Genomic DNA, 23,603 nt, shown 5'->3' with positions numbered 1-23,603 from the left:
AGTAACTTATGATGGAAGGACTAGTAGCCCTATCCCATCATCACTTTCGATCTAATCCATACAGGAGAAATCCCATGAATCCATCCAATAAAATCGAAACAGCAGAAACCCAGCCACTGCGCATCCTGCAAGTAGGCACCTGCCCCAGCCTCACCCAGAAGTCCGAGCTGGAATATCATATTGTCTGCAATGATAAAAAGGAGCTCTTTATACGCATTGCAAAAAGCAGCGGTGGGGGCTTATTCAGTTGTGAATTCGTTAGTGTCAATGCTATCCACGACAAGCTCCAAAAGATCGATCCCGAGACCAGTATTACCAGCATCCTGCTGAACTCCATCCTGCGCGGAAGATCAGCTAATACTGCTGGCTTCATAATGGGAGCGCTGTTGGCCAAGGGCGTAGTGGTGTCCAAGGGCAAACGCTCTATGCAGAAGGGCGACCCCGAGGGGTAAATCCAGGCGATGCAGACCCTGATCAATGCTAATACAGACCTCCAGGTGGAGGAGCCAAACAAGAAGGCTAAGGCTAAATCCGCTACAGTACCCATATCCCGGCTTGGCCTTGATTTCACGATAGACGGCCTCTGCAATCAATACGCTGCCGAACAGGCGCTCCAGCAGATCGAGTCGACCGATGGATGCCAGCGAGATGATCGGCGTCGTGTTGGCGACGACCTTCACGGTAATCGGGCCACGTCCGCAAAGACTTCTTCCATGTCATCGGCGTCATAGGCAAAGATCGCCTCGCCTTCCAGCTTCATGCGTTCGATGAACGCCAATTTATCGTAACCCGCCAATTCCGCCGCCTTGCCTAGGGACAGCTTGTTCTTGCGATACCACATCAGCGCCGATAAAAACCGGATGTCCCGGGTGAAGTCCTCGGCAGATTCCTTTAGTGCAAAGGGGATGTCATCGGCGATGTTGAATGACACGTGCATCGGAACTATCTCCTCTTCTCGAATCTACGGAACCCCGTCAAACACAGCAGCCCCTGGTGTTTCTGGCTTGGGTGCTATAGGGAATCGCAGCATTCCACAAGGCTTGGATCAAGTCGAGAGTATATCCCAGACAGCTGCCAACCGGGACCGGGACCGCATCTGCAGCCGTTTATGGAGCGTCCTGAACGCCCGTCAGGCTGATATACCTGATCAAAAAGCAGTGACATCTATGCCGCATTATGCGGCACAGAATTGACACGGACTTTGCGTCGAGAGAATCTCGTCATTATGAAGGCAACAGAAACTATACAGACCCTAGCCTCAAGGTGTGCCAGTTTTGTGCTAGGCTGAAGTCAATAAAAACGTAAGTCATTGACTTTAAGACACTTAGTAAATTAGGGGCGATCTGCGTAAGTGATTGTTTTTAAATTAAATTAGTAAATTATAGCGTGACTCGAAATCAGGTGAACTCGCAAGAGTTCCGTGGGTTCGAATCCCACCTCCTCCGCCATCCACCGTCTGCTACAAGCACTTAGCTCGGATTCGGGCACACTCCTTATATACATCCATCTCCATGCGTATTCCGCCCCATCGTGACCGCCCATTCCGTTTGAACGTGACCGCCGATTCCGATTGATCGTGACCGATTCCGGGTCTGTTTCCGGAATCCGCGGTCACGTGTCTGGAATCACCGGTCACGATGCCGGAATGCCCATCCAACCCACTGGAATTCTTCGACTTTAACCGGCATAACCGCGTCCTTTTGCTTACCCGGAGGACGCCATGCCTGCAACGAGGATTCCCATGAAGAAAATCATCGACGTCTTACGCCTCAAGTACGAGGCTCAACTCAGCCACGAGAAGATCGGTCGCGCCTGCGGCCTGTCCAAGGGGGCCGTCAGCAAGTACGTCAGCCTGGCCCAGGCCAAAGGGATCAGTTGGCCGCTGCCTGACGGGGTGGACGAAGCGCGCCTGGAGGCCCTGCTGTACCCGCCCCGTGAGGCGCCTGCCTCGCGTGCCGAGCCGGATTACTTCCAGATCCACCAGGAGCTCAAGCGCAAGGGCGTGACCCTGCAACTGCTGTGGGCCGAGTATGCCGCTGTGCATGAGGATCGGGCCTACGGCTACAGCCAATACTGCCACCGCTACCGCCAATGGCGAGACCGGCAGAAGCGCAGCATGCGCCAACTGCACCGAGCCGGCGAGAAGGCCTTCATCGACTACTGCGGCCCGACGGTGGATATCGTCGACCGCCACAGCGGTGAGGTCCGTTCGGCGCAGATCTTCGTCGGCGTGCTCGGGGCGTCCAGCTATACCTACGCCGAGGCGACCTACACCCAGTCCCTGCCGGACTGGATCGCGTCCCACCAGCGCATGCTGCGGTTCTTCGGTGGCGTGCCCGACCTGCTGGTGCCCGACAACCTCAAGGCGGCGGTGACCCAGGCCTGTCGCTATACGCCGACGATCAACGCCACCTACGCCGAGATGGCCGCCCACTATCGGACCGCCGTCTTGCCGGCACGGCCCTATAAGCCGAAAGACAAGGCCAAGGCCGAGGTGGCGGTGCAGGTGGTGGAACGCTGGATTCTGGCGCGCCTGCGCCATCACACCTTCTTCTCCCTGGCCGAGCTGAATCAGGCCATCGCCGAGTTGCTGCCCCCGCTCAACGAACGGCCGTTCCAGGGCCGTGAGGAGAGCCGCCGGGACCTGTTCGAGGCGATCGACCGGCCGGCGCTCAAACCGCTGCCCCAGGACGATTACGTCTATGCCGAGTGGCGCAAGGCCAAGCCGGGCATCGACTACCACGTCGAAGTGGACAAGCGCCTCTACAGCGTCCCCCACAGCCTGGTTGGTCAGACCCTGGACCTGCGCCTGACCGCCACCACGCTGGAGGTGCTGCACAAGGGCCGGCGGGTCGCCGCTCACCCACGTCACGGCCGAGGCCGCTACAGCACGCTCACCGAGCACATGCCCAAGTCCCATCAGGCCCATCGGGACTGGTCGCCGGGACGGTTCTTGAACTGGGCCCGTGACATCGGCCCCTGCACGGCGCAGGTGATCCAGCAGCAACTGGAGGGCCGCCCTCATCCCGAGCACGGCTACCGCGCCTGCCTCGGGCTGTTGCTCCTGGGGCGACGCTACGACCGGACGCGGCTGGAGCAGGCCTGTGAGCGCGCCCTGGCGATCCGCTCGGTCACCTATCCGAGCGTGGCATCCATTCTCAAGCAAGGCCTGGATCGGCAACCCCAGGAGGCCGATGAGCCTGAGGCTGAGCTACCCGAACACGCCAATCTGCGCGGCGCCGATTACTACCACTGAGGAGTCTTTCATGTTGAACCAACAGACCACCGAACACCTGCGCGCCCTCAAGCTGACCGGCATGCTGGATGCCCTGGAACAGCAACGGGAGCAACCCGAAACCCACGATCTGGCCTTCGAGGAGCGCCTGGCGCTCTTGGTGGAGCGGGAGGTGCTGCACCGGGAGAACCGGCGTCTGGGGCGCCTGCTCAAGGCCGCCAAGTTGCGTATCCACGCCTGTGTCGAGGACATCGACTACCGCCATCCCCGCGGCTTGGAGAAGGCCCGCCTGGCGGCGCTGGCGAGCTGTGACTGGGTCCGCCAGGCCCATAACCTCTGCATCACCGGTCCCACCGGCTGTGGCAAGACCTGGCTGGCCTGTGCCTTGGGCAATCAGGCGTGTCGGCACGGCTTGGCGGTGCGCTACCTGCGCCTGCCCACGCTGTTCGAACAGCTACGCATCGCCCACGGCGACGGCTCCTACCCGCGTCTGATGAACCAGCTGCTGAAGATGGATCTGCTGATCCTGGATGACTGGGGCATCCAGAAGGTGACGGCCGCCCAACGGCACGACCTGATGGAGGTGATCGAGGACCGCCACGGCCGACGCTCCACGTTGATCGCCAGTCAGCTACCCGTCGAACACTGGCATGATCTCATCGGCGAGGCGACGCTGGCAGACGCCATTCTCGACCGCCTTTTGCACGGTGCCCATCGGCTCCCACTGCGCGGCGAGTCGATGCGGAAAATGACCGCCGAGTTGACGGATCGTGACCGGTCAGCGTAAAAAACCCACACCAGTGCGGGACCGATGAGCCAGTCGGTCACGATCACCGGAATCAACGGTCATCTTCGGCGGAATGCGCACTCCAAGCCTTTCGGCCAGAGGTTCGGAAGCAGGGTCGGTATTTGGACTTTGCGATGTCCTATTCGTGCGGTCTTGATTAGGATGCATAATCAGCCATACTTGGCATCCAAGCCGTTGGACCTGAGAGGAGTCCGCTATGTCTCATCATCTTGCTGCAGAACTTGTTTTCACCTATCAAGAAGTTCTTGATGCCTTGCAAGCTGGTTTTGGCCAACTCAGTAATACGCCAGTTGGTACATCGTTTTCAACAGTGGAACTCTTGGCTAATGGCTTTTCTATTACCTTGGATGGCTCTTTCGTCTGGAATGGAACGGTTCCAGAAGGCAGTCTAAAGCGACTTTTTGTCAGCCATGAAAGGGATGCTGCCGCCTTAGAGGGGCAGATCAGTATCAGTGATAGCGCCACCTTACTCCTAACCGGTATAGCCAGCAGTTTTGCCTGGGGTGATTACGATGCCACCACCACAGAATTTTCCAACGTAAAAACAGTTTCTGGTTTCAGCCTCGACATGGCCCAAGTAGCCAGTATTGGTTTTGAGCTATTGATGGAAGCCAATACCGCGGTTACGGCAACTGATGGTGATGATACATTTGATGGTTCTGGCGCTGCCGATGTGGTCTACAGTGGTGCCGGCTCAGATATCCTCCGTGGCGGTGACGGCAATGACATTCTCTACGGTGAGGCAGGCAACGACTTTCTCTACGGTGGGCGAGGAAATGACGAACTTTACGGAGGCACGGGTGCTGACTACATGGAGGGAGGCTCGGGGGCCGACAAATACTTCATCGATGATATTGGCGATCAAGTCGTCGAAACGGACAATAATCCTGAAGAGCCAGAAGCGGCGGCGCGAATCCTGCTGGCCTTGGACATCAGCAGCACCATCGACCAAGTCTTTGCAAGCATCGACTACGCATTGACCGCCTACGTTGAAAATCTAACGCTTACTGATAACGCCGTGCAGGCCACTGGTAACGAGCTGGACAACATCCTAACCGGCTCTAGTGCCAACAACATTCTCACAGGCGGTGCCGGCAACGATACGATTGATGGGGGTGCCGGTGTCGATATTGCTGTATTTAGCGGCAATCACAGCAGCTACAGCATCAACGGATCAGCCGGCAGCTATACCCTGACTGGTCCTGATGGCACCGACACCCTGACCAATATCGAACGCCTGCAATTTGCCGACAAAAAGCTTGCCTATGATCTTGGTGCCACAGAAAACGCTGGCATGTCCTTGGAGTTCATCAACGTTATTGCTTCGAGCCTAGTCAATGATGCCTCCACACGTGGTCTGATCCTCAACTTCTTCGACCAAGGCCATAGCCTAAACAGCCTGTTCCAATTGGCTGTAGACATTGGCTTGGTATCTACGCTCGCCGGTGGCAGCAGCAACGAAGCGGTTGCCCAATTAGCCTATCGCAACCTGCTTGGCACAGAGGCCGATCAAGCCACTACTGCCACCCTTACAGGCTACGTGGATATCATGGGTCAAGCTGGATTCCTTGCAGCTGTAGCGGGCATGGAGATTAACCAACAGGCGGTCGGATTGTTGGGACTGCAGCAGGCGGGAATGGAATACCTTTGAGCCGGAAATCCAGATAGAAAAACTGCCTGTAGAACAGTTGTTCTTCAGAGCAGGTTTTTCCAGAGTGACGACCCAGAATGCTGAAGCCGTCACCCAATGTACCTGATTTTTCTGGTGACATCGGGGGCGCTGTAGCTCTGTGACACCTATTGGATGCACAACGAATACAGGTCAGGAACTGCTGCTCTCCGAAGTGCTCGAATCATCTTCCGTTTCATTCTCGTCCTCGCTCTCACTCTCATTCTCCGACTCTCCTAGCGAAATTGGGGTCAGGTCTAGAATAGAAGCCTTTAATCGGCTAATTAACGATAAACCTAAAAAGAGCATTTGGCCACAGAGCCACAGAGTACACAGAGAAAAATCAATGTGTTGGAAAGCGAACATTCAACACCTTCTGGGTGAGTCCAGTCTGATAGGTAACTCATTGAAACAACTCTGTGATCTCTGTGTCTCTGTGGCTTAACTGAGGAATATAGGATAAAGGGGGTTGAGTCTAGATTTTGACTATCGACCCGGTTCTTTCCTCCAAAGCTGGAAATGGCTATAACCCTAGACCTGACCCCGATCTGTGCCGTGACCCCGATCTGTGCCGAGATCCAGCCGCTTCAGGTCGAGCACCAGCCAGAGGTGCTGGTCCTGGCGCAGCAGGCCGCGCACGGCCTGGATTTTGCTGGCTGCGCGCAGCAGCGGCGGCAGGGGTAGGAGCTGTTCGGCCCGGGCCGGAAACAGCTCTACCGGTTGATCCAGGGCGCAGGGCTGGGGGCCTTTGGCCGTGTGCAGCAGCAGGGCCTGTTGCGGGGCATGGGTCTTGCCTTTATCCAGCCCCAGCAGCTGGCACAGGCGCTGGCGGTTGGCTTGGGCCTGGTCATCCAGGGCCTGCATCTGCCCCACCTGGCTAGCCTGCACGGCCAGGGGGTAGCCTGCCAGGTGGAAACTGACCATCTCCAGCCCGACCATGCTCAGCCCTGGTTGTCCAGGCGCGTCCGGTAGTCGCCCAGCAGGCGCTCGGCATCGAGGCATGGGATGGCCTGCCCCCGCCAGCCGAGGACTGCATCAACCCATTGATTCAAGGGGCTGGGCAGGGTGTCCGGTGGGGGCTGCAGGGCGCTTTCCACGAGATCGATGACATCCTCCACCTGGTCCACCAGCAGGCCGGTGCGCATGGCGCTGGCCTGGGTCAGGAGGATGAAGCCACCACTACACGCCTCGCTGGCGCTGCCGCGTTGCAGCAGCAGGTCCAGCTGCACTACGGATTCCACATCGCCGCGCAGGTTGATCACGCCGATCAGTGAATCCGGGCAGCCGGGGACGTAGAAGATCTCCCCAGCGGGCAGGATCTCGCGCACCTGCTGGCCGCGCAGGGCGAAGTGCTCAGTGCCCAGGCGAAAGATCACCAGCTTGATCTGCGCCTCATCCACCTCGATCACCTTGTCGGCCTCGGTCTGGCGCTGCGCCAGGAGTTCGTCCAGTTGTTCAGACATGGGGCTGTGGCTCCGGGGTTTGATCCACCTGGATACGGTTGCGCCCCTTTTGCTTGGCCTGGTAGAGGGCGCGGTCGGCGGCGCTGCGCAGATCGGAGGGGTTGGCGTATTGCAGCGAGCTGGCGATGCCGCAGCTGTAGCTGGCGTGAAATACCTGGCCCTGGGTGAAGAACTCGATGGTGGCGAAGCTGGCACGCAGGGCGTTCATCACCTCGGTGGCCTGGCCAAGCTCGGTGTTGGGCAGGATCACGGCGAACTCCTCGCCGCCGTAGCGGCCGATGATGTCGGATTTGCGCAAGCGCTGACGCAACAGACGGGCGATGGCGATGAGTACCTGATCGCCCACCGCGTGGCCGTAGTTGTCGTTGATCTCCTTGAAGCGGTCCAGATCCAGCATGGCGAAGCATACCGGCCAGCCCTGGCGCTCGGCCTGGATGCATTCGTGCTCCAGCATCTGCTTGATGTTGGTGTGGTTGAACAGGCCGGTGAGGCTGTCGCGCACCATCAGGTTACGCAGGCTGCGCATGCGCTCGGCCCGCAGGGAGACGGCGGTGATCAGCTGCTGCGGCTTGATCGGCTTGGTGAGAAAGCCATCGGCGCCCACGCTCAGGGCGTTGAACTGCTCCTCCATGTTGGTCTCGCCGGACAGATAGACGATGGGCAGGCTCAGATAGCCGGGGATCTGGCGCAGGATGCGTGCAAGCTCTATGCCGACGCAGTCGTGCATGTAGAGATCCATCAGCACCAGGTCGGCGTTGAAGCTGGGCAGGGCCGCCAGCACCGTCTTGGGGTCGGTGATGATCTCCACCGTCATGCCCGCCTCGCGCAGCACCAGGGCGGTGTAGCTGGCCAGATTGGGGTCATCGTCCACCACCAGGATGCGGTAGGGGTCCTGCTCGGCCTGGGCGCTCATGGCGTCGAGTATGTCCACCAGTTCGATGGGGGCCACCGGTTTGGTGCAATAGGCCACGCCGCCGGCACGCACCGCATCCAGGCGGGCGTTGAAGTCGCCCCGGCCGGAGATGAAGATCACCGGCGGCGGGCTGGTCAGCTCCTGGTGCAGCCGTTGGGCCAGCTGCAGCCCGGCGTCCTGACCCTCGGCCAGGATGATGTCCATGATCACCACGTCCGGGGCCTGCTCGGCCACCGCCGCCAACAGCTCCGTGCCGTTGGCAAAGCCGCGTACCTGGTAGCCGAAGCAGCCCAGCTGGTTGATCAGCTGATGGCGCAGGTCGGCGTCGTCGTCGCACAGGTAGATGATGCGGGTATTGAGCGGACGCACGCAGGGGCAGTCCGGGGTCTTGCAGCTGCTCAGATCGAAGCCGCTCTGCTGCGGGTCATCGGTCTGATCCTGGCCGCTGAGTTCGCGCAATTGGGCGATCAGCCCCCAGCCCTCGCCGATGGTTATCAGCAGATTGGCGTGGGTCTGGCCGTCGTTGCGGTTGAGGGCCTCGGCAAAGGCCGCCTCGGCGCGCTCGGCCAGCTGGGCCACCTCGCTCAGGCCGTAGGTGGAGCTGGTACCCTTGATGTTGTGAAACAGGGTACGCAGCTCGCTCAGGCCCTGACCGAGGTCCATTTCGTCCCGTTGCAGTCGCGCCAACTCCTCCTCGGCTCGCTGCAGGCGTTGGGGGATCTGGCTGAGAAATTTCTCGCGCAGCTGCTGCGCCCGTTGCTGAAAGTTGGGCTTGTTCAACCTATATTCCTCAGTTAAGCCACAGAGACACAGAGATCACAGAGTTGTTTCAAAGGGTTACATATCAGACCAGGCTCACCTAAAAGGTGATGAACGTTCGCTTTTCCAACACATTGATTTTTCTCTGTGTGCTCGGCTCTGGCTCCTGGCTTCGCCCTACCTCCTCCGTCCATGGAGTCGTCTGTGGCTCTGTGGCCAAATGCTCTTTTTAGGTTCAAGGCTCAACCCTCGAACTGTTCGACGGTGTCGAGCAGGCGCTCGAACAGCTGCTCGTCCTTCATCAGACAGGCGTTGATCTGCGGTGCCTGGGCCTGGTATTGGCTGGGGTCATCGCCGGTGAGCAGCACAAAGGGGGTGCTGTCGGCCTGGGCGCGCAGCTCTGCAAACAGCTCCACGCCGCTGATCAGGGGCATGTTCATGTCCGAGATGATCAATCCGGCGGGCTCGGCCTGCAGCAGTTCCATGGCCTCGACGCCGTTTTCCGCATAGCGCACCTGATGGCCGCCATCTTCGAGAATGGCGCAGATCATCTCCGCCGCCATGGGGTCGTCATCCACCACCAGAATCTTCATTGTTGTCTCCTCTATGTTGAGTGGTCAGCCTGTATTCACTCTTCAAACTTCACCCTTCGAACTTCTGACCAAAGGCCGACCATCAGGCCAGCAGGTTTTCCAGGGTTTGCGCCAGGTTGCTTTGGTCGAAGTCGCCCTTGACGATGTAGGCATCGGCACCGGCCTGGATGCCGCGGCGCTTGTCTTCCTCCCGCTCTCGCGAGGTGACTATGATGATCGGCGTACCGCCGTAGCCGGGCAGTTCGCGCAGCCTTTCGGTCAGGCTGAAGCCGTCCATGTGCGGCATCTCCACGTCGGTGAGCACGGCATCAAACTGCTGTTGCTGGGCCCGGCGCAGGCCGTCCATGCCGTCCTTGGCCAGGCTGACCTGGTAGCCGTGGGCCTCCAGCACCTCTTTTTCGATCTCGCGGGTGTTGAGCGAGTCGTCCACCACCAGGATGTGCCATTGTTTGGCTGGCCCCTCGGGACTGGCGCTTGGGCCGCTGTCGGCAAGGGCCAGGCTCTCGCCGCGCAGCTGTCGCGCCCGTTCGATCAGGGCCGGTGCCTGCAACAGACTGACCAGCCGGTTGCGTCCGGTGACCACCATGCCGCCCACCAGCGGCAGGCCGGCCAGGTGCTCGGGCAGGGGGGTGATCACCATATCACGCTCGTCCAGCAATTGATCCACCACCAGCCCCAGCTTGCTCTGCCGACCGCGCACCACCACCACCAGATCGCCAGCTGGCCTGGCCGCCACCTCCCCACCCTTGCCCTGCAGGCCGAGCAGGACGGCCAGATCCACCAGGGGGATGAACTCGTTGTGCAGGGCAAAGGCCTGCCGCCCGGCGATGTTCATCTGCTCACGGGCAGGCACCCGCACCAGTTCGTGGATGTACTGGGCGGTGAAGCCGAAGGTCTGACCCCCGGCCTGACAGAGCATGACCCGCATCACCGCCAGGGACAGGGGCAGGCGGATCTGGAACAGGCTGCCCTTGCCGGCCTGGCTGTGTACCTGGATCACCCCGTGCAGTTCATCGACTATAGTGCGCTTGACCACGTCCATGCCCACGCCGCGGCCGGACACATCGGTGATGATGGGGCTGGTGGAGAAACCGGGCAGGAATACCAGGTCCAGCGCCTGATCCTCGGTGAGGGATGCGGCCTGCTCGGCGCTGATCAGGTTTTTCTGCACCGCCTTGCTGCGGATGCGCTCCAGATTCAGCCCGACCCCGTCGTCGCTGATCTCCAGCAGCACCGCCGAGCCGTCCTGGCGTGCCTCTATGGATAGGGTGCCGTGGCTGGGCTTGCCCACCGCCTGGCGTACCTCGGGGGTCTCCAGGCCGTGGTCCACGGCGTTACGCAGGATGTGGACCAGGGGGTCGGCGAGCCGGGCGATCATCTGCCGGTCCAGCTCGATCTCGGCCCCACTGACCTGGCAGCGTACCTCCTTGCCCAGGGATCGGCCCAGCTCGCGTACCATGCGCGCACTGTTTTCAAAGGCGCTGGCCAGGGGCAACATGCGTAGATTCAGGGCCTGGCCGTTGAGCTGGAGCATGAGCAGGTCTTGATTGGAGACCAGCTCGCGCAGCTCATCGGCCATGCCGCGCAGGGCCGTGAGATGCGGCCGGTCCAGGTCATCGGCCTGACGCCGCAGCTGGCCGTTGAGCTGGTCCAGGCCCTGGCTGAGCTGCTGCAGCAGGGCCTGATTGGAGACCAGCTCGCCCATCAGCTTAATCAGGTCATCGAGCTTGTCCATGCGAACCCGTACCGAGTCGGCCGCCTTGGTCGGCTTGGCACTGGCGGCAGGGGCGTCGCTGGTCGGCGTTTCCGGGCCCGCTGCCGGTTGTGTTCTGACCTCCGCCGCCGGAGCCGCGCCGCCGCCTTCCAGGGCGGCCTTGAGGGCCTGTGACAACTCGGCATCCAGGGGCGGCAGGGGCTGTTTGGCGGCGACCTGATCGATCAGGCCGGAGAGGTAATCCAGACACCGCTCCAGCAGCCGCGCCAGCTCGCCGGTGAAGCCCAGACTACCCTCGCGCAGGGCACCGAGCAGGTCTTCCATTTGGTGGGCCAGATCGGTGATGACGCCCAGCTTGAGCATACGCGAGCCGCCTTTGATGGTGTGGGCGGAGCGGAACAGGGCGTTGATCAGTTCGGCGTCATCCGGGCTTGCCTCCAGGTCCGTCAGGCCCTGTTCCAGGGTGGCCAGGTGCTCGCGGGCCTCGTCCACGAAGCGGTTGATAAAGCGGCTCATGTCCAGCGCCATGTCAGGCCTCCTGCTCGCTCAGCTGCTGCAGATGACGCTGGCAGAGAAAGATGACCCGGCCCGGCGGCGCGGCCAGTGCCTGCATCAGCGGCTCGGCCTCAGCGCTCGGGGCCTGCTGCAGTAGCTGTAACACGCGCCGGTAGCTGCGCGCCGCCTGCTCGTCCTGGCCTTGGCTGCGGTACAGATCGGCCAGGTGATAATGGGCCTGCCAGTGATCCGGGCGGTGGAATACCACGGCGCGAAACTGGGCCAGGGCCTCCCCGGCCCGGCCCTGCCAGCGCAGGATGCGGCCCAGCAAAAAGTGGTGAAAGGGGTTGAGATCGTCCTGCGCCAGGGCGGTGCGGGCGGCCTGCTCAGCGGCGTCGAACTGTTCCTGCTGGCTCAGCACCACCGCCAGCAGGCGCTGGTGGCGGCTGTGCTCCGGGGCCCGCTGGCAAAGCTGTTGCGCCAGCTGCAGGGCGCTGGGCCAGTCGCCCTGCTCGACCCGGGCCAAGGCCTGCTCATAATCGGCGGTGGCGGAGGGGGCAGCTGGCGCTGACTGACGGGGCAGCCGCCCGTGCGATGGCCGAGTCCCGAACGCCAGATCCTGAGTCGCGGGATTATTGGCCGGGCCTGCTTCTGGCTTGACCGCGCTGCCTGCGACAGGGACCTTGGGCGGCCGATTGCGAAAAAAGAACAGGCCCTGCTCATGTACCAGCTCCAGCAGGCCGAAGTTGTTCGACAGGGTCTCGGTGGAGCTGAGAAAGAGCAGCCCATCGGGCTTGAGTATCTGGCCGATGCGCCGCTGGATGGCCTCGCGGGTGGCGGCGTCGAAGTAGATGGAGACATTGCGGAAGAACACCAGATCCTGTCCCTGCAAGGCCAGGGGCCAGTCTTCATCCAACAGGTTGAGGTGCTGGAAATGCACCGGTCGGCGCAGCTCGGCGCACAGTTGTCGGCGCGGGCCCTGCCCCGAGTGAGCGGGCAGGGGCTGGAAGTAGCGCGCCAACAGCTCGGCGGAGAGGGCGCGGAAGGATTGGCCGCCATAGATGGCCTCATCGGCCCGTCTCAGGCTGGGGCGGTCGATGTCCACCCCCTGGATGCTGACCTGCGCCAGGGCGGCAAGGCCCTGGGCCTCGGCGATGGCCAGGGCCAGCGAGTAGGGCTCCTCGCCGCTGGAACAGCCCAGGCAGAGGATGCGCAGGGGGCTGCCGGGGTATTGGCTGAGGTGCGCCGGTAACAACCGCTCGGCGACCAGACGCAAGGGCTCGGGCTCGCGCAGAAAGTAGGTCTCGTTGATGGTGAGCAGGTCGAGCAGGTGCGGCATCTCTTCCGCGTCCTGCTCCAGCTGACGCAGATAGGCCTGCATGTCACCCAGCCGCAGCTGGGCCATGCGGCTGGCCAGGGACTGGCGCAGCAGGTCGGCCTTGTCCTCCTCGAACAGCAGGCCGGAGCTGGACTTGATCAGCGCCTTGATCGGGGCCAGGTCATCGCTGCTCACTGGCGGGTTACCGCCAGCCACTGCATCTCCTCGGCCAGCTGCACAGGTGCCAGCACCTGATCGATGCAGCCGGCCTCTATGGCCAGCCGGTTCATGCCGAAGATTACCGAGCTGGCCTCGTCCTGCGCCAGGGTGGCACCACCAACGGCCTTGATCTGGCCCATGCCCTGCACCCCGTCACGGCCCATGCCGGTGAGGATCAGCCCCACCGCCTGCTTGCCATAGACCTGGGCGGCGCTGATCAGCAGCTGGTCACAGCTGGGGTGGTAGATGTCCCCCTCGGCGGGCTCTAGCAGGCGCACGCAGCGCCGCTGATCCAGGCCCAGGTGGCGCTCCGAGGGGGAGATGAGCACCTCCCCCGGTCGAATCGGCTGGCCCTGCTCGGCCAGTCGCACCGGCAGCGGGCAGATGCCATCGAACCACTCGGCCATGCCGCCGGCAAAGCCATCGGCAATGTGCTGGGCGATGAGGATGGGGCAGGGGAAGTCGGCCGGCAACAGCTGCAACAGCTCCGCCAGTACCTGCGGGCCGCCGGTGGAGGAGGCGATGAAGAAGGCCGCCCCGACATGACGCGGGTGCGTGTGGGCATGATCCAGACCGGCAGCGGCAGGCTGTGGGTCGGCCTGACCGCGCTTGCGGTAGTGGCGGATCACGGTGACCCCGGCGAGCATGCGCAGCTTGCGGCACAGCTGACTGGAGAGGGAGGCGGGGCTCTTGTCCATCGCCTCCAGGGCACCACGGGCTATGGCCTCGCAGGCGTTGCTGGCATCGGCGATGCTGCTGAGCACCAGGATCGGCGTGGGCACCTCGGCCATGATGGCGCTGATCGCCTCGATGCCGCCCATCACCGGCATCTGCAGGTCCATGGTGATCACATCCGGGCGCAGGGCGCGGGCCTGCTCCAGGGCCTGGGCGCCGTTTTCTGCCTCGCCCACCACCTGGATCCGGGCATCCTGGCTGAGCAGATCGCGCACGATGTCGCGCAGCAGGGCGCTGTCATCGACGATGAGGACGCGGACCTGGGCCATGTATCAGTGCCCGGCGTTGGCCGCTGGCGTTGCCTCGCCCGCCTCGCTGTTGAGGGTGAATACCTCCACCTCCTGTTTCAGGCTGGACGACAGGGTCGCCATCTCGCGTGAGATAGTGGAGATGCGGCGGATGGCCTCGGCGGTGTTGCTGCTGGCGCTGACGATCTCGCGCAGGGCGGTGACCACCTGCTTGCTGGCGGTCTTCTGCTGCTGGGTGGAGAGCGAGATCTGCTGTGCCGAGTCGGCCGACTGGCTGGCGTCCTCGACCAGGCCATTGAGCCGCTCGGCGGTACGGCCTGAGGCCTGCATGCCTTCCTCTATGCCCTTGGCGCCCTTTTCCGAGGTGACCACCAGGCGGCTGATAGAGTCCTGGATCTCATTCACCTTGGTCTCGATCTCGCCGGTGGATTGGGTGACGTTATCCGCCAGACGGCGGATCTCGGCGGCCACCACGCCGAAGCGGCGACCGGCCTCGCCGGCGCTGGAGGCCTCTAGGGCGGCATTGAAGGCAATCAGCTTGGTCTGGTCGGCGACGGTGTTGATGATCTCCATCACCTTGCTGATCTCCTTGGACTTCTGCCCCAGGTTGAGGATCTCCTGGATGCTGTCCTGGTTGTCCTGCCGGATATCGCGCATGTAATCCACCATCACTTGCATGGCATCGGCACCGCTCTGGGCGTTCTCGAAGGTGCGGTTGGCGATATTGACCACGGATTCGGAATTCTCGGCGATCTGCGAGGAGGAGGCGGACAGCTCCTCCATGGTGGAGGTGATCTCGGAGACCGAGGAGGACATCTCACTGGAGGTGGCGGCCTGATTGTCCACCGAGGCGGTGATCTCCTGCGCCGCCTGCAATACCTGGGCGGCGTTCTGCTCCATGCTGGCCACCAGGTCGTGCAGCTGGCGGCGCATGCCCTCGGCGGCCTTGGCCAGCACGCCGATCTCGTCGCTGCCGTCATCCAGGATGGGCCGGGTCAGATCGCCCGCGGCCACCTGATTGACCCCATCGACCACGGTACGGATGCGCTTGTTCAGGCGCTGGGCGGTGAGCAGGGCCCCCGCCAGGCCCAGCAGCAAGGCAAGGAAACCGATGGTCCAGGCGTTGGCGCTGCTGCGCTTGAGCAGGGCCAGGTAGTGGCTGCGGTCCATGGCCACCTCCAATACGCCCAGGGGTGCGCCGGAATAGTCCAGCACCCGGGTGGCATAGATGGCCACCGGGGTGTTGCCCAGCTGGCTGGTGCTGTAGTGGTCCTCGCCCTGCATCACCCGATCAAACAGCCCGGTCTTCAGCAGCGGGGCCTTTTCCGGGAAGGTGGCGGCAAAGGTCTGAAAGCCGTCCTTGCGCTGGATGTGCAGGCCGGCGTCCAGACCGCGCTTGGCCTTGATCTCGTCAAAGAAGGCCTGGCCGAAGGACATGCCGAACTCCAGCGAGCCCAGGTGCCGACCCAGATGGAACACAGGCACTATACCGCGCGCGCCCAGGCCGGCCACGCCGGTCTCCAGGCCACGGGTGGGGGTCTGTTTGGCGTTGGTATTGACCACCGAGTGGCGGAAGCTGGACAAGTCATCGCCGAATTTCTCCGGCTTGTGCAGACGCAGCCAGGAGGTGGCCGGGGGCCGGTGGAACTGGAACTGGCGCGCGCCGTAGTCCTTCTCCAGCACCTTGTAGGCCGGTACCAGCTGCTCGCGCAGCCAGTCGCGGTCATCCTCGGCAAAACGTTGCTGCACCTCGGGCATGTTGGCCAGCAGGGCGCTCATGGCCTCGGCCATGCGCGTCTCCCGGGCCACGGCGGAGAGCATGGTCTCCGCCTGTTGCTTGAGTTCGGCCCGCTCGGCGATCTCTATGGTCTCGCGCATGTTGCTCAGGCCGCTGCTGAGCATGCCGGCCACCACCAGCACCAGTGAGATGCCATAGCCGATCATGATATTGGCCCACAGGGGCAGGGTCTTGAACATGGCTTTTCCTTGATTTCCTGGCGTGGATGTTCGGGTTGGGTGGAGATTGGCGTCGCATCTTAACTGGATGGGTCAATGCCTGACAGTCTTTAATTTGGCAGTTACGCCTTCGATTTCGTGAATTTTCAGCCAATCCGCCTGGATCAGATTGCGCTCGGCACGGCCAAACACCAGCCCCAGCTCGAACAGGCCCTGGCTGGCCTTGCCGCGATACTTCTCGCTGTAGCCCCTGGCCTGGATCTGCTCCAGCGCCGGGTTTTCCCCTTCAACCAATTCAGCGGCGGAGTCCAGCAGCTTGATCTCCATCACATAGATCCAGCCTTCCAGTTCGATAGTCATATCCACCTGACCCTGGTTGGTGATGTCCTCAGGGATCACCTGGGCGTTGAGGCTTTCAAAAAAGGCAAACAGCACCGAGGCGTAGTAGCCCTCAAAATCGGCCATGGCGTTGTTGGTGAAGTTACGCCAGGGGATGGCGGCGAACAGGCGCTTGAGGGTGGCGATGAGCTGGGGCAGATCAGCCTCGATCAGGGTGTCGTACAGCTGATCCTGATAACGCCCGCGCTGATCCATGGGCATGGCCAGATAGGCGTCCAGGAAGTACTTGTTCAGCGAGGTCTTGACCTCTTGGTTCGGTACCACCAGACGAAATTTCAGCTCCTCATGGCGGGTGCGCACCGAGTCTATGGTCAGATAGCCTGATTGAAACAGCAGGGTGACCGGGTTGATGTGCTCGATATCGAAGGAGTCCAGGATCTCCTCGCCCACCTCGATGCTCTCCAGCTCGGGCAGAAAATAGCGCCGCTGGCGGAATAGCTTGACCAGAAAGGCCGGGCTGCCGGTCTCAAACCAATAATTGCGGTACATGCGGTCATTACTGATGAACAGCAGGATATCGAAGGGGTTATAGACCGCCTCACCGAGAAAGCGGTAGCCGTTGTACCAACGGCGCAGCCTGGCCCAATCGACCCCGGCCAGATGCCCGCCAAAGCTGGTCTCCAGGTCCTGCTGGGTGTAGCCGCAAATCGTGGCGTAGCTTTTGTTCAGGCTGATGTCCTGCAGCTGATTGATGCCGGAGAAGATACTCACCTTGCTGAACTTGGTTACCCCGGTGAGGAAGACGAATTGCAGGTAAGGGTCATGGGCCTTGAGCACCGAATAGAGATTTTTCAGGCCGCTACGCATCTCGGCGGCTACCTCGAGATTCTCGATGTTATCCAGCATCGGCTTGTCGTACTCGTCCACCAGTACCACCACCTTCTCGCCAAAGTGTTCGCTGGCATGGCGGATCAGGCGGCCCAGACAGCTGGAGGCGCTGGTGTATTCGCCACAGTCCAGGCCCAGGCGTTCCTGATTTTCCTCCAGCAGATAGGCGACGTGCTCATCCAGGGCCTGCGGGGTTCTCAGCTCGGCCCCGGCAAAATCGATCTTGATCACCGGATGGCGTCGTGACCAGTCCCATTGATCGTGGATATAGAGATCGCGGAACAGCCGCTCATTGCCCTCGAACAGCTGCTGAAAGGTATCCACCAGCAGGCTCTTGCCGAAACGGCGCGGGCGGGAGAGAAAAAAGCGCCCAGGGTACCGGGTGAGCCGGTGCACCAGCGGGGTCTTGTCGATATAGACCATGCCCTCGTCGATCAGGGTGGCGAGGGTGCTGTGGCCGGTGGGCAGGGGTTTGAGCTGGCTGTTCATGGGTGGGATTCTACCTCTTGTGCGGTTACGGGCAACAGGCCTGCCGTGGCGGCCTAGGGCGGGCCACGCCCGCCACCAGGCCACAGGACTGAGGCTTGCCCCTGGAGGTCGCGCAGCAAGCTGCCTTCCCATCAAGCAACCAGCCCCCAAACTGGCCATCAGATTTATTTTCTTCACAGCGTCAAAGGGCTTGACTTTTGCTGGGGCTGGCGCTCAGGCATTCACAGACAAACGCCCTATTGACAATCCTATCTTATTGATAAAAAAACTTATTTATCATTTTGTCCAAATTTTGATCAATCTGTAAAAAGCCCATATATCAAGCGGGCTGGCGGGCATTACTCTGCCCTGCTCCACAGACTTATCCACAGACTTTGTGGACAACTGCCCTTTTTCACTAGCTCACCAGCACTTAGCGCCATAGACTTCGCTCGGGCTGAGAAAGGGCCGCTAACTGATCGATGCATTGCCCATCGATCTTAAACCTGACCCTTTTAATTTCACCCCTGTTATTTCAGCTGTTACACCAAGGAGTTACTGTGAAACAACATTGGGTTTGCCCCTCATCCTGGGAGCCCCGAGCGCTGGCCCGGAGGTGCAAAAGCGGTGGGGGTGGCCATGCCTAACGGCAACCCTGGATTCCGTTGCACTTCATATCCGGGCTACGGGTTTGCCGAGCCCCAAAGCCACCAAGAGATGTTTCATATTCCGGTGTGATGCCGCCCGCTCCATGTCCCTTAGTTGATTTTCAGCCAATCCGCCTGGATCAGATTGCGCTCGGCACGGCCAAACACCAGACCCAGCTCGAACAGCCCCTGGCTGGCCTTGCCGCGATACTTCTCGCTGTAGCCCCTGGCCTGGATCTGCTCCAGCGCCGGGTTTTCCCCTTCAACCAATTCAGCGGCGGAGTCCAGCAGCTTGATCTCCATCACATAGATCCAGCCTTCCAATTCGATAGTCATGTCCACCTGGCCCTGGTTGGTGATGTCCTCCGGGGTGACTTGGGCGTTGAGACTTTCGAAAAAGGCAAACAGCACCGAGGCGTAGTAGCCCTCAAAATCGGCCATGGCGTTGTGGGTGAAGTTGCGCCAGGGGATGGCGGCAAATAGGCGCTTGAGGGTGGCGATGAGCTGGGGCAGATCACCACTGATGAGCTGGTCGTACAGCTGGTCCTGATAGCGGCTGCGCTGGTCCATCTCCGCCTGCAAATAGCCATCGAGGAAATACTGGTGCAGGGAGAGCTTGACCTCCTGGTTGGGGATGGTCAAACGAAACACCAGGCGCGAGCGCCGGGTCTGGGTGGAGGCTATGGTCAGATAACCCGATTGGAACAGCAGGGTGACCGGGTTGATGTGCTCGATATCGAAGGAGTCCAGGATCTCCTCGCCCACCTCGATGGTCTCAAGCTCGGGCAGAAAATAGCGCCGCTGGCGGAACAGCTTGACCAGAAAGGACGGGCTGCCGGTCTCAAACCAATAATTGCGGTACATGCGGTCTTTGCTGATGAACAGCAGGATATCGAAGGGGTTATAGACCGCATCGCCGAGAAAGCGGTAGCCGTTGTACCAGCGGCGCAGCTTGGCCCAATCGACCCCGGCCAGATGCCCGGCAAAGCTGGTCTCCAGGTCCTGCTGGGTGTAACCGCAAATCGTGGCGTAGCTTTTGTCCAGGGTGATGTCTTCCAGCTGATTGATGCCGGAGAAGATGCTCACCTTACTGAACTTGGTCACCCCGGTGAGGAAGACGAATTGCAGGTAAGGGTCATGGGCCTTGAGCACCGAATAGAGATTTTTCAAGCCGCTACGCATCTCGGCGGCTGTCTCTAGGTTCTCGATGTTATCCAGCATCGGCTTGTCGTACTCGTCCACCAGTACCACCACCTTCTCGCCAAAGTGTTCGCTGGCATGGCGAATCAGGCGGCCCAGACAGCTGGAGGCGCTGGTGTATTCGCCACAGTCCAGGCCCAGGCGTTCCTGATTTTCCTCCAGCAGATAGGCGACGTGCTCATCCAGGGCCTGCGGGGTTCTCAGCTCGGCCCCGGCAAAATCGATCTTGATCACCGGATGGCGGCGCGACCAGTCCCATTGATCGTGGATATAGAGATCGCGGAACAGCCGCTCATTGCCCTCGAACAGTTGCTGAAAGGTATCCACCAGCAGGCTCTTGCCGAAACGGCGCGGGCGGGAGAGGAAAAAGCGCCCAGGGTACCGGGTGAGCCGGTGTACCAGCGGGGTCTTGTCGATATAGACCATGCCCTCATCGATCAGGGTGGCGAGGGTACTGTGACCGGTGGGCAGGGGTTTGAGCTGGTCGTTCATGGTCAGGATTCTACCCCTTGCAGGAAGGGGTTCAATACGGCTTCACGGGCATGGGGCAAAAACTTTGCCGCCGGGGGGCTTCTTTGCGTACCCTTGGCAGCCTTTGCCCTTGCAGCCAAAAAATCCATGCTGAGATTTCAACAACTGGCCCTGCGGCGCGGCAGCAAGCTGCTGTTTGCCGAGGCCGATTTCATCATCCACCGCGCACAGCGGGTGGGCATTACCGGGGCCAACGGCTGCGGCAAGTCCAGCCTGTTTGCCCTGATCCTGGGCGAGTTGCAGGCCGATGCCGGTGAGTTTGACCATCCGGCGGGGCTGGAGATCGCCCATGTGCGCCAACAGACCCCCCACAGCGAGCAGACGGCGCTGGATTATGTGCTGGACGGCGACCAGGCCCTGCGCCGTATCCAGGCCCGCCTGATCGAGGCGGAACAGGCCGATGACGGCCACCGCCTGGCCCTGCTGCATGCCGAGCTGGAGGCCGCTGGCGGCTACACCGCGCCGAGTCGCGCCGGGGCCCTGCTGCACGGTCTGGGGTTTGGTATAGGCGAGGAACAGCGGCCGGTGGACAGCTTCTCCGGCGGCTGGCGCATGCGCCTGAACCTGGCCCAGGCGCTGATGTGCCGCTCCGACCTGCTGCTGCTGGACGAGCCCACCAACCACCTGGATCTGGAGGCGGTGATCTGGCTCGAATCCTGGCTCGCCAGCTACCCCGGCACCCTGCTGATGATCTCCCACGACCGGGATTTTCTCGATGCCGTGGTCAACCAGATCCTGCACGTCGAGCAGGAGCGGGTGAATCTCTACGCCGGCAATTACTCCGCCTTCGAGCGTATGCGCGCCGAGCGCCTGGCCCAGCAGCAGGCCGCCTACAGCAAGCAGCAGCGCGAGCTGGCCCATGTGCAGGGCTTCATCGACCGCTTCCGCGCCAAGGCCACCAAGGCACGCCAGGCGCAGAGTCGGCTCAAGGCCCTGGAGCGCATGAGCCTGATCGCCCCGGCCCATGTGGACTCACCGTTCCAGTTCAGCTTTCTGCCGCCGGAAAAGATCCCCAACCCCCTGCTGCAACTGCATCAGGCGCAGCTGGGCTACGCCGACCGGCCGGTGCTGCGTATCGACAAGTTGGTGATCAACGCCGGTGATCGTATCGGCCTGCTGGGCCAGAACGGCGCCGGTAAATCCACCCTGATAAAGACCCTGGCCGGGGAGCTGCCGCCCCACAGCGGCCAGCGCGAGGACGCCCGTCACCTGCACATCGGCTACTTCGCCCAGCACCAGCTGGACCAGCTGCATCTGCAATCGACCCCGCTGGAGCACCTGACCCAGCTGGATGCAAAGCGGGGCGGCCGCGCCAGCGAGCAGGCCCTGCGTGATTATCTCGGTGGCTTTGCCTTCAGTGGCGATCTGGCCACCAGCCCGGTGGCCCCCTTCTCCGGCGGCGAAAAGGCGCGTCTGGTGCTGGCCCTGCTGATCTACCAGCGGCCCAACCTGCTGCTGCTGGATGAGCCCACCAATCACCTGGACCTGGAGATGCGTCAGGCCCTGACCCTGGCCCTGCAGGACTTCGAGGGTGCCATGCTGCTGGTGTCTCACGACCGTCACCTGCTGCGCAGCAGCACCGACGTGCTTTGGCTGGCGCATGAGGGTCGGCTGGATGAATTCAGCGACAGCCTGGATGACTATCCGGCCTGGCTGGCCCGTCAATCGGCCCATCGAGCAAGGGGTCATGAAAATGCAACAATAAGCGCCGAGACTGCCCCGCCTGTGAACGCCGAGGGGGCAGCGGCGCGCAAGGAGCGCAAACGGCTGGAGGCGCAACAGCGGCAACAGCTACAGCCGCTGAGCAAGGCCGTCGCCCAGCTGGAGCGGCAGATGGAACGGCTTGCCGCCGAGCAAGTGGCGCTGGAGCAACAATTGGCCGACGGTGAGATATATAATGAATCACGCAAGCAGGAGCTTAGGGGCCTGCTCGAGCAGAAGGCGGAGATTGACCGCCAACTGCAGGCCAGGGAAGATGCCTGGCTGGAGCAAAGCGAGGCCTTGGAACAACTCAAGGCAGAATTGACCTGAGGCGGCCCGGCCCGACTTGGTAAAGGCGCACAAAAACAGCGGATCGCAACGAACGCAAAGTTAACGCAAAGAACGCAAAGGATTTTTATCTGCGTTCATTCGCGTTCATTTGCGGACCTTATCAATCAAAACAGCAAACAAAGAGCATCCCATGAGCAAACGCATCGGAATCCTCACTGCCGGCGGCGACAGCCCCGGACTCAATGCCGCCATTCGCGGCGTCGCCAAGGCCGCCCGCAACATCTACGGCATGCAGGTGATCGGCTTCAAGGACGGTTTTCGCGGCCTGGCGGAAAACCGCACCCTGATGCTGGAGCCGGGCATGCTCTCGGGCATACTCACCATCGGCGGCACCATCCTCGGCACCAGCCGCGACAAGCCGCACAAGATGAAGATCGGCGGCAAGACCCAGGACATGACCGACGCCATCGTAGAAAACTACAACGCCCACCACCTGGATGCCCTGGTCTGCATCGGCGGTGGCGGCACCCAGAAAAACGCCCTGCAGCTGAAGATGAAGGGGCTGAACATCATCACCATGCCCAAGACCATAGATAACGACGTGGGCCTGACCGACACCACCTTTGGCTTCGACACCGCCCTGGGCATAGCCACCGAGGCCATAGACCGGCTGCACAGCACCGCCCACAGTCATCATCGCATCATCGTGGTGGAGATCATGGGCCATCGGGCCGGCTGGCTGGCGTTGGGCTCGGGCATCGCCGGCGGGGCCGATGTGATCCTGCTGCCGGAGATCCCCTATCACCTGGACAAGGTGGCCGATGCCATTACCCACCGGCTCAAGCATGGCAAGAACTTCAGCATAGTGGCCGTGGCCGAGGGGGCCATGTCGGTGGAGGACGCCGCCGAGGTGGGCGACCTGGTAAAAAAACTGGCCAAGGCGGAAGAGGGCGAGGACAAGAGGGCGCGCAAGCAGGCCAAGGCCGCCCTGCGCAGCTTCGAGGCCAGCGGCGGCGACCACACCCTCAAGCTGGCCCATCAATTGGAGGACCTTACCGGGCTGGAATCCCGCCCCACCATCCTTGGCCACCTGCAGCGCGGCGGCACCCCCTCGGCGGTGGACCGTATCCTCGGCAGCCGCCTGGGCACCGCCTGCGCCGACTGCATCGAGCAGGGCATCACCGGTGTCATGGTCGCCGCCTGCGGCGAGGGCTACACCACGGTGCCGCTGGAAGAGGTGGCCGGCAACAAGAAACTGGTACCCCTGGATCACCCCTGGGTGGACACTGCCCGGCGCTTGGGGATCTGTTTGGGGGATTAGCCCAAACCCAGAGGCCCCTGCGCAGACCAAGGCTTGGCCCCGGAGCGGGTCGAGTGAAAAAAATCGGCAACAAAGGCTTCAATCTTTGCCCC

17 protein-coding genes are annotated in these 23,603 nt (G+C 61.6%); 6 read left to right on the top strand and 11 right to left on the bottom strand.

The features are described from left to right. Nucleotides 1-74: 74 nt before the first annotated feature. The gene (locus D5125_17015; GenBank protein ID QPB72232.1) at nt 75-452 is read left to right on the top strand and encodes a hypothetical protein; all 378 of its coding nucleotides are present in this window, start codon (nt 75-77) and stop codon (nt 450-452) included. A 224-nt stretch (nt 453-676) separates the two neighbouring features. Here the strand turns inward: D5125_17015 and D5125_09320 are convergent, their stop codons facing one another. After that, complete coding sequence (locus tag D5125_09320) at nt 677-937, bottom strand: UPF0175 family protein (protein ID QFY89672.1); 261 nt, start codon at nt 935-937, stop codon at nt 677-679. A 783-nt stretch (nt 938-1,720) separates the two neighbouring features. Here D5125_09320 and D5125_09315 point away from each other — a divergent pair. From D5125_09315 to D5125_09305, 3 genes are all read left to right on the top strand, one after another. Then, nucleotides 1,721-3,256 carry an IS21 family transposase gene (locus D5125_09315; GenBank protein ID QFY89671.2) on the top strand — a complete coding sequence of 512 codons (1,536 nt, stop codon included), beginning with the start codon at nt 1,721-1,723 and terminating at the stop codon, nt 3,254-3,256. A gap of 10 nt (nt 3,257-3,266) precedes the next feature. After that, a complete protein-coding gene (locus tag D5125_09310) occupies nt 3,267-4,022 on the top strand; it encodes an ATP-binding protein (protein ID QFY89670.1) in 756 nt (251 codons plus the stop codon). A gap of 217 nt (nt 4,023-4,239) precedes the next feature. Continuing rightward, the gene (locus D5125_09305) at nt 4,240-5,694 is read left to right on the top strand and encodes a hypothetical protein (GenBank protein ID QFY89669.1); all 1,455 of its coding nucleotides are present in this window, start codon (nt 4,240-4,242) and stop codon (nt 5,692-5,694) included. Nucleotides 5,695-6,243: 549 nt separating this feature from the next. On the opposite strand, the gene D5125_09300 is transcribed toward D5125_09305, so the two are convergent. The 10 genes from D5125_09300 to D5125_09255 form a co-directional block, all read right to left on the bottom strand. After that, nucleotides 6,244-6,651, bottom strand: a complete 408-nt coding sequence (locus D5125_09300) for a hypothetical protein (GenBank protein ID QFY89668.1) — start codon at nt 6,649-6,651, stop codon at nt 6,244-6,246. 2 nt (nt 6,652-6,653) lie between these two features. After that, the gene (locus D5125_09295; GenBank protein ID QFY89667.1) at nt 6,654-7,175 is read right to left on the bottom strand and encodes a purine-binding chemotaxis protein CheW; all 522 of its coding nucleotides are present in this window, start codon (nt 7,173-7,175) and stop codon (nt 6,654-6,656) included. Then, nucleotides 7,168-8,868 carry a diguanylate cyclase gene (locus tag D5125_09290; GenBank protein ID QFY89666.1) on the bottom strand — a complete coding sequence of 567 codons (1,701 nt, stop codon included), beginning with the start codon at nt 8,866-8,868 and terminating at the stop codon, nt 7,168-7,170. Before D5125_09290 ends, D5125_09295 begins: the two co-directional genes overlap by 8 nt. A 221-nt stretch (nt 8,869-9,089) precedes the next feature. After that, entirely contained in the window at nt 9,090-9,440 is a 351-nt protein-coding gene (locus D5125_09285) for a response regulator (GenBank protein QFY89665.1), read from the bottom strand. Between the two features lie 82 nt (nt 9,441-9,522). Then, on the bottom strand, nt 9,523-11,682 hold the full coding sequence (locus D5125_09280) for a hybrid sensor histidine kinase/response regulator (protein ID QFY89664.1): 2,160 nt from the start codon (nt 11,680-11,682) through the stop codon (nt 9,523-9,525). A 1-nt stretch (nt 11,683) separates the two neighbouring features. Further along, a complete protein-coding gene (locus tag D5125_09275) occupies nt 11,684-13,183 on the bottom strand; it encodes a tetratricopeptide repeat protein (protein ID QFY89663.1) in 1,500 nt (499 codons plus the stop codon). Further along, nucleotides 13,159-14,190: a chemotaxis-specific protein-glutamate methyltransferase CheB gene (gene cheB / locus D5125_09270; GenBank protein QFY89662.1), complete on the bottom strand. Its 1,032-nt coding sequence runs from the start codon at nt 14,188-14,190 to the stop codon at nt 13,159-13,161. Before cheB ends, D5125_09275 begins: the two co-directional genes overlap by 25 nt. Before the next feature lie 3 nt (nt 14,191-14,193). Further along, a complete protein-coding gene (locus D5125_09265; GenBank protein QFY89661.1) occupies nt 14,194-16,146 on the bottom strand; it encodes a methyl-accepting chemotaxis protein in 1,953 nt (650 codons plus the stop codon). A 72-nt stretch (nt 16,147-16,218) separates the two neighbouring features. Further along, nucleotides 16,219-17,841: an ATP-binding protein gene (locus D5125_09260; protein QFY89660.1), complete on the bottom strand. Its 1,623-nt coding sequence runs from the start codon at nt 17,839-17,841 to the stop codon at nt 16,219-16,221. 737 nt (nt 17,842-18,578) lie between these two features. After that, nucleotides 18,579-20,159, bottom strand: coding sequence for an ATP-binding protein (locus tag D5125_09255; protein QFY89659.1), 1,581 nt, complete (start codon nt 20,157-20,159; stop codon nt 18,579-18,581). A 126-nt stretch (nt 20,160-20,285) separates the two neighbouring features. Here D5125_09255 and D5125_09250 point away from each other — a divergent pair, with 126 nt between their 5' ends. After that, nucleotides 20,286-22,229, top strand: coding sequence for an ATP-binding cassette domain-containing protein (locus tag D5125_09250; GenBank protein QFY89658.1), 1,944 nt, complete (start codon nt 20,286-20,288; stop codon nt 22,227-22,229). A gap of 151 nt (nt 22,230-22,380) precedes the next feature. Continuing rightward, complete coding sequence (locus D5125_09245; GenBank protein QFY89657.1) at nt 22,381-23,511, top strand: 6-phosphofructokinase; 1,131 nt, start codon at nt 22,381-22,383, stop codon at nt 23,509-23,511. Nucleotides 23,512-23,603 lie beyond the last annotated feature (92 nt).

The sequence above is a fragment of the gamma proteobacterium SS-5 genome (assembly GCA_009497875.2).
Lineage (GTDB): Bacteria > Pseudomonadota > Gammaproteobacteria > Chromatiales > Chromatiaceae > Magnetovirga > Magnetovirga frankeli.
Note: the sequence above shows the minus strand (reverse complement) of the source record. Positions and strands in the feature narration are given on the sequence as shown.

What these genes read in the sequence shown, in the direction of transcription:
- D5125_17015 (QPB72232.1), top strand. Translation starts at nt 75, where the DNA reads ATGAATCCATCCAATAAAATCGAAACAGCAGAAACCCAGCCACTGCGC.
- D5125_09320 (QFY89672.1), bottom strand. Translation starts at nt 937, where the DNA reads ATGCACGTGTCATTCAACATCGCCGATGACATCCCCTTTGCACTAAAG.
- D5125_09315 (QFY89671.2), top strand. Translation starts at nt 1,721, where the DNA reads ATGCCTGCAACGAGGATTCCCATGAAGAAAATCATCGACGTCTTACGC.
- D5125_09310 (QFY89670.1), top strand. Translation starts at nt 3,267, where the DNA reads ATGTTGAACCAACAGACCACCGAACACCTGCGCGCCCTCAAGCTGACC.
- D5125_09305 (QFY89669.1), top strand. Translation starts at nt 4,240, where the DNA reads ATGTCTCATCATCTTGCTGCAGAACTTGTTTTCACCTATCAAGAAGTT.
- D5125_09300 (QFY89668.1), bottom strand. Translation starts at nt 6,651, where the DNA reads ATGGTCGGGCTGGAGATGGTCAGTTTCCACCTGGCAGGCTACCCCCTG.
- D5125_09295 (QFY89667.1), bottom strand. Translation starts at nt 7,175, where the DNA reads ATGTCTGAACAACTGGACGAACTCCTGGCGCAGCGCCAGACCGAGGCC.
- D5125_09285 (QFY89665.1), bottom strand. Translation starts at nt 9,440, where the DNA reads ATGAAGATTCTGGTGGTGGATGACGACCCCATGGCGGCGGAGATGATC.
- D5125_09280 (QFY89664.1), bottom strand. Translation starts at nt 11,682, where the DNA reads ATGGCGCTGGACATGAGCCGCTTTATCAACCGCTTCGTGGACGAGGCC.
- cheB (QFY89662.1), bottom strand. Translation starts at nt 14,190, where the DNA reads ATGGCCCAGGTCCGCGTCCTCATCGTCGATGACAGCGCCCTGCTGCGC.
- D5125_09265 (QFY89661.1), bottom strand. Translation starts at nt 16,146, where the DNA reads ATGTTCAAGACCCTGCCCCTGTGGGCCAATATCATGATCGGCTATGGC.
- D5125_09260 (QFY89660.1), bottom strand. Translation starts at nt 17,841, where the DNA reads ATGAACAGCCAGCTCAAACCCCTGCCCACCGGCCACAGCACCCTCGCC.
- D5125_09255 (QFY89659.1), bottom strand. Translation starts at nt 20,159, where the DNA reads ATGAACGACCAGCTCAAACCCCTGCCCACCGGTCACAGTACCCTCGCC.
- D5125_09250 (QFY89658.1), top strand. Translation starts at nt 20,286, where the DNA reads ATGCTGAGATTTCAACAACTGGCCCTGCGGCGCGGCAGCAAGCTGCTG.
- D5125_09245 (QFY89657.1), top strand. Translation starts at nt 22,381, where the DNA reads ATGAGCAAACGCATCGGAATCCTCACTGCCGGCGGCGACAGCCCCGGA.